This is a genomic window from Methylophaga sp. UBA5088, from assembly GCF_002414625.1.
Taxonomy (GTDB): Bacteria; Pseudomonadota; Gammaproteobacteria; order Nitrosococcales; family Methylophagaceae; genus Methylophaga; species Methylophaga marina.
The window spans coordinates 21,043-26,439 of the sequence record NZ_DIAC01000010.1 but is presented as its reverse complement, the minus strand read 5'-3'; the positions used below and the strand labels follow the sequence as shown (position 1 = coordinate 26,439).

Genomic DNA, 5,397 nt, shown 5'->3' with positions numbered 1-5,397 from the left:
AGATGCGCTACCAGACTGCGCTATGCCCCGACTTAATTCGAGAAGTCATCCCCGAAGAAGGCGAAATAATACGTGGTTAGAATTTAAGAGTCAATCACTGTTTTGATATTTTTTGCTGTTCGGCTCACATCATGCGATCATAGCCGCTTTTGCATAAGCGGGAATGATGAATGAGCGCAAAGATTATCGATGGCAAGGCAGTTGCAGCTGACCTGAAACAACAATTGAAATTAGCGACGGCAGAACGATTAGCAGAAGGAAAACGTCGTCCAGGTCTTGCGGTCATATTGATAGGCGCTAATCCAGCATCGCAGGTCTATGTAGGTAGCAAACGAAAAAGCTGTGAAGAAATTGGATTCAAATCTGAAGCCTATGATCTTCCAGAAACAGCGACCGAAGAAGAGTTACTCTCTCTGATTGATAAATTAAATCAAGATGACGATATAGATGGCATTCTGGTGCAGTTACCTTTGCCTCAACACATTTCTGCGGAAACGGTGATTGAACGAATCGCCCCACATAAAGACGTCGATGGCTTCCATCCATATAATATCGGCCGTCTTGCTCAACGTAATCCACAACTCAGACCTTGTACACCAAAGGGAGTGATTACCCTACTGCGCACCACTGGAGTCGATCTCAAAGGTCTCGAAGCTGTGGTAGTAGGTGCCTCTAATATAGTTGGTAGGCCTATGGCACTGGAATTATTATTGGCTGGCTGCACTACCACCGTTTGTCATCGCTGGACAAATAATCTGGAAGAACAAGTGCGTCGTGCTGACTTATTAGTGGTCGCCGTAGGTAAAGCGGGTTTCATTCCTGGTGAATGGATAAAACAAGGTGCCATCGTCATTGATGTCGGTATTAATCGCTTGGAAAATGGCAAACTCACGGGTGACGTAGAGTTTGAAAAAGCCAAAGAAAAAGCCAGTTGGATAACACCCGTACCGGGCGGTGTCGGTCCTATGACCGTGGCGACACTTCTGGAAAATACCTTATTTGCTGCAGAAACTTTGCACAAAGACTAGCTCTGTAAGCGCCTGCTAAAAAAGCAGGCGCTTATATTCACTACACACGACGCCAGCTGGTTTTACCTGCCGCATCTTCAAGCACGATACCCATTTCCGTCAACTCATCACGAATCTCATCAGCACGAGCCCAGTTTTTATCCGCTCTGGCCTGATTACGTTCAACCACTAAGTTATCGATATAATCAGCTTGTTGATCAGAGTCGCCATCTCCGGTCAGGAATTTGTCTGCATCTTGCTGAAACAAACCAAGTACATCACCAAATGATGACAACAGGCCAGCAAGATAAGCCACATTATCTGATTGACCTTGCTCTCTCGCCTTGTTTATCGCTTGTCTGACATCAGCCATCACTGACAGCGCTAATGCCGTATTGAAATCATCATCCATAGCCGATTTGAATCGTTGACCGTATTCCTCATCATCCTGCCAACGAACACTTTCTGCCGTATCCACATCACGCAAAGTCGTGTAAAAGCGGGTTAATGCAGATTTGGCTTGATCTAGTTGATCTTCGGCATAATTCAAAGGACTACGATAATGACTCGATAAGATAAAATAACGAATCACCTCAGCCGGATACAGCTCTAACACTTCACGCACCGTGAAGAAATTGCCCAGAGATTTAGACATTTTTTCATCGTCTATACGAACAAAGCCATTATGCATCCAGTAATTGACTGACTGACAATCGTGAGCGCCTTCAGATTGTGCTATTTCATTTTCGTGATGAGGGAATTGTAAATCCTGTCCACCACCATGAATATCAAACCGCTCACCCAAGCAGTGTGCTGACATCGCTGAGCATTCAATATGCCAACCTGGTCGTCCTGCCCCCCAAGGTGATTCCCAGGCAGGTTCATCAGCTTTGGCCGCTTTCCACAAAACAAAATCGAGAGGATCTGTTTTTGCTTCATTGACTGCAATTCGTTCACCAGCGCGTAAGTCTTCAATATTACGACCAGATAATTTGCCATAACTGTCGAATTCGCTGACGTCATAATACACATCGCCATTATCGGCTTTGTAGGCCAGCCCTTTGTCCATCAAGGTCTCAATCATCGCCAGAATTTCTGCCATTGATTCAGTTGCCTTAGGCTCAAGATCAGGTCTGAGAACACCCAAAGCGTCTGCATCCTTATGCATTTCTTCAATATAACGCTCAGTCAAAGATTGAATAGATTCGCCATTCTCTGCTGCACGTTTAATGATTTTGTCGTCAATATCCGTAATATTTCTCACGTAGGTCACGTTATAACCCAGTGCACGTAAGTATCGCGTCACAACATCAAAAACAACCATTACCCTTGCATGACCAACGTGACATAAATCGTAGACCGTCATACCGCAGACATACATGTTGACTTTGCCTTCATGTATGGGAGTGAAAACATCTTTCTGTCTGGTAAGGGTGTTATAGATTTTTAGCATATTAGTTATTCTTCGACGTATCTTCTTTTAAACTGATAGTGAGATTAAATACCGGCGAGTCAGCGGTGTGATCATAACGGTCGCTAACAAAATAGCCTTCTCGCTCAAACTGAAAAACCGTTTCTGGTTTACAATCCACTATAGCAGGCTCTGCAAGTGCTTTAATCACCTTCAATGACTCAGGGTTCACATCATCCAGATAATTACCCGTTTCTTTGCCAGGTGCTTCGGCCAAAAACAATCTATCATACAAACGTAGTTCGACTTCTTTGCCTTCTGTTGCTGACACCCAATGAATGACGCCTCGAGGCTTCATTTCAGGTGGTGGATTCTGCCCCACGGTATCAGGCACTAATGAGGCAATCACTTCTATCACGTCACCGCTATCATTTTTAATAACGTCATCCGCTTTGATTACATAGGCACCACGCAAACGCACATAGTCCCCTATCACTAAGCGTTTGAATTTTTTTCGGCTCAGACTGGTGTCTTCAGTAAAATCGGACGCATCGATATAAATCGTTTGGGTAAATGGTATTGAGCGGTGACCCATAGACTCTTGCTGCGGATGATTCGCGACTTCTAGCCATTCAGTGTTGTCAGCTGCATTAGTGATCGAGACTTTTAATGGGTTGAGCACGCACATGGCCCGTGCTGCGTTTTCATTCAAGTCATTACGAATTTCAAATTCCAACTGTGCAATATCCACCACACCGTCTGTTTTGGCTACAGCAAGCCCATTACAAAAAGCGCGAAGAGCTGCGGCGGTGTAGCCCCGTCTTCTCATACCTGAGATGGTTGGCATTCTCGGATCATTCCAACCAGCGACAATTTGATCATCCACGAGCTGTTTCAAATTACGCTTACTGGTCACTGTGTAATTCAGATTCAACCTTCCAAACTCATACTGCTTTGGTTTGGAAGGCACTGGCAGATTTTCAATAAACCATTCATATAAAGGACGATGGTCCTGAAACTCCAGTGTACAGATACTGTGCGTCACCCCTTCAATCGCATCGCCCTGACCATGAGCAAAGTCATAGCTAGGATAAATACACCATTTGTCACCGGTTTGGTGATGTGCTTTTTTACGTATGCGATAAAGAATCGGATCACGCATATTCATATTCGGAGAAGCCATATCAATCTTCGCCCGCAGCACGCAAAAACCTTCGTCAAACTCACCCTGCTTCATTTTCTCAAACAAAGTCAGGTTTTCTTCAACACTACGGTTTCGGAAAGGTGACTCTTTACCTGGCTTGGTTGCCCAGCCGCGATATTCGCTGGCTTGTTCAGCGGTCAGATCGCAGACATAGGCTTTACCCTGTTTGATGAGGTGAATAGCCCAAGCGTAAAACTGTTCGAAATAATTAGATGCATAACGCACATTCCCTGCCCATTGAAAGCCCAGCCATTGCACATCATCCTTGATAGCTTCAATGTACTCCTGCTCTTCCTTAGCTGGATTGGTATCATCAAAGCGTAAGTGACAGTCACCGCCGAACTCTTCAGCTAAACCGAAATTCAGACAGATAGATTTCGCGTGACCAATATGGAGATAACCGTTTGGCTCAGGTGGAAAACGTGTGACGATTTTGCCAGTCACCCTTCCCGTATCAATATCTTCCTGAATGATAGGACGAATAAAATTATGATTAACAGCAGACTCGGACATATTGAATGACAAATTTTTTATGAAAACGCGCATTATACGCTCTCCGTTGGGCTGGGTAACAGCGCTGTTTTTCATCCTCATATAGAAAACCGCTAAATCTTGAACGATTGTTCTTTCATATAGCCCCATTGTCGATTTACATTGAATCCCCTGTTTGTGATAGAAATAGTTCAGTTATTACAAGATAGCGACCTGTTTATTCCCATCAGCCCCCATATTGCTCTATCATGTTGTGTTCGAAATTGATCCGGGACCTTTCCGTTATGATCAGACGTTTTACGCAAATATTGCTATGGCTATTTGCCACTTTTTCTTTTTCAATACAAGCAGATGGGATATCCAAAATGCCACAAGTCAAACTTGAAACCAGTCATGGTGACATCGTTATCGAACTCAATGAAGATAAAGCGCCTGTCACTGTTGCCAACTTTCTTAACTATGTTAACGAGGGTTTCTATGACGGTACGATTTTTCACCGTGTTATCAAAAATTTTATGATTCAAGGCGGTGGTTTTACTCAAGAATTCCAACAAAAACCCACCAAATCAGCCATTGAGAATGAAGCCGACAATGGTTTGAGTAACAAGCGAGGCGCTGTTTCTATGGCGAGAACCAATGATCCTCATTCAGCCACTGCTCAATTTTTTATTAACACTGTCGACAATGGCTTTCTTGATTTTCAGGGTAAAGTACCCAGCGGTTGGGGCTATGCTGTATTTGGTAAAGTCATTGAAGGTATGGATGTCGTCGACTCAATAAGAGAAGTCGATACAACTATGCGTGGACCACATCAGGATGTGCCTGCTGAAGACATCATTATCATTAAAGCCAGCGTCATCAATTAATCAGATAAAACCTGCTTGTTGTTACACAAGCAGGTTTCTTTCTTATGACCAAACTATTTATCTCTGACCTTCACTTAAATCCTGCCAAGCCTGAATTAACGGCGCTTGTCTGTCAGTTTCTTCAACAACAGGCTGATGCTGTTTCTGAGATTTATATTCTGGGTGATATTTTTAACACCTGGTTAGGTGATGACTTAGTCCCTGCTGAATTTTCTGATTTCACCGACACTCTGCGCTCATTGACCAAAGCCGGAATAAACCTTTATCTGATGGTGGGTAACCGTGATTTTATGCTCGGTAAAGCATTTGCTGACGCTGTGAATGCCACATTGATTAAAGACGGCTTCGAGCTAGATTTAGCAGAGACACCAACCCTGTTATTACATGGTGATAGCTTATGTATTGATGATGTCAGCT

Annotated in this window: 5 protein-coding genes; 3 read left to right on the top strand and 2 right to left on the bottom strand. The window is 43.8% G+C overall.

Translation table 11 applies throughout. From position 1 onward, the window contains the following. The first annotated feature begins 170 nt into the window (after window positions 1-170). Entirely contained in the window at window positions 171-1,028 is an 858-nt protein-coding gene (gene folD, locus B4K20_RS00810) for a bifunctional methylenetetrahydrofolate dehydrogenase/methenyltetrahydrofolate cyclohydrolase FolD (protein ID WP_289244013.1), read from the top strand. Window positions 1,029-1,068: 40 nt separating this feature from the next. On the opposite strand, the gene cysS is transcribed toward folD, so the two are convergent. Continuing rightward, complete coding sequence (cysS, locus tag B4K20_RS00805) at window positions 1,069-2,460, bottom strand: cysteine--tRNA ligase (RefSeq protein ID WP_289281511.1); 1,392 nt, start codon at window positions 2,458-2,460, stop codon at window positions 1,069-1,071. Between the two features lies 1 nt (window position 2,461). After that, a complete protein-coding gene (locus B4K20_RS00800; RefSeq protein WP_289281644.1) occupies window positions 2,462-4,135 on the bottom strand; it encodes a glutamine--tRNA ligase/YqeY domain fusion protein in 1,674 nt (557 codons plus the stop codon). Window positions 4,136-4,479: 344 nt separating this feature from the next. Here B4K20_RS00800 and B4K20_RS00795 point away from each other — a divergent pair, with 344 nt between their 5' ends. Beyond that, window positions 4,480-4,980 (top strand): peptidylprolyl isomerase, encoded by a 501-nt coding sequence (locus B4K20_RS00795; RefSeq protein WP_339608391.1) that lies wholly within the window; start codon window positions 4,480-4,482, stop codon window positions 4,978-4,980. 44 nt (window positions 4,981-5,024) lie between these two features. Continuing rightward, window positions 5,025-5,397 (top strand): UDP-2,3-diacylglucosamine diphosphatase (locus tag B4K20_RS00790; protein ID WP_289281509.1); only part of this gene is annotated, 373 nt, incomplete at its 3' end.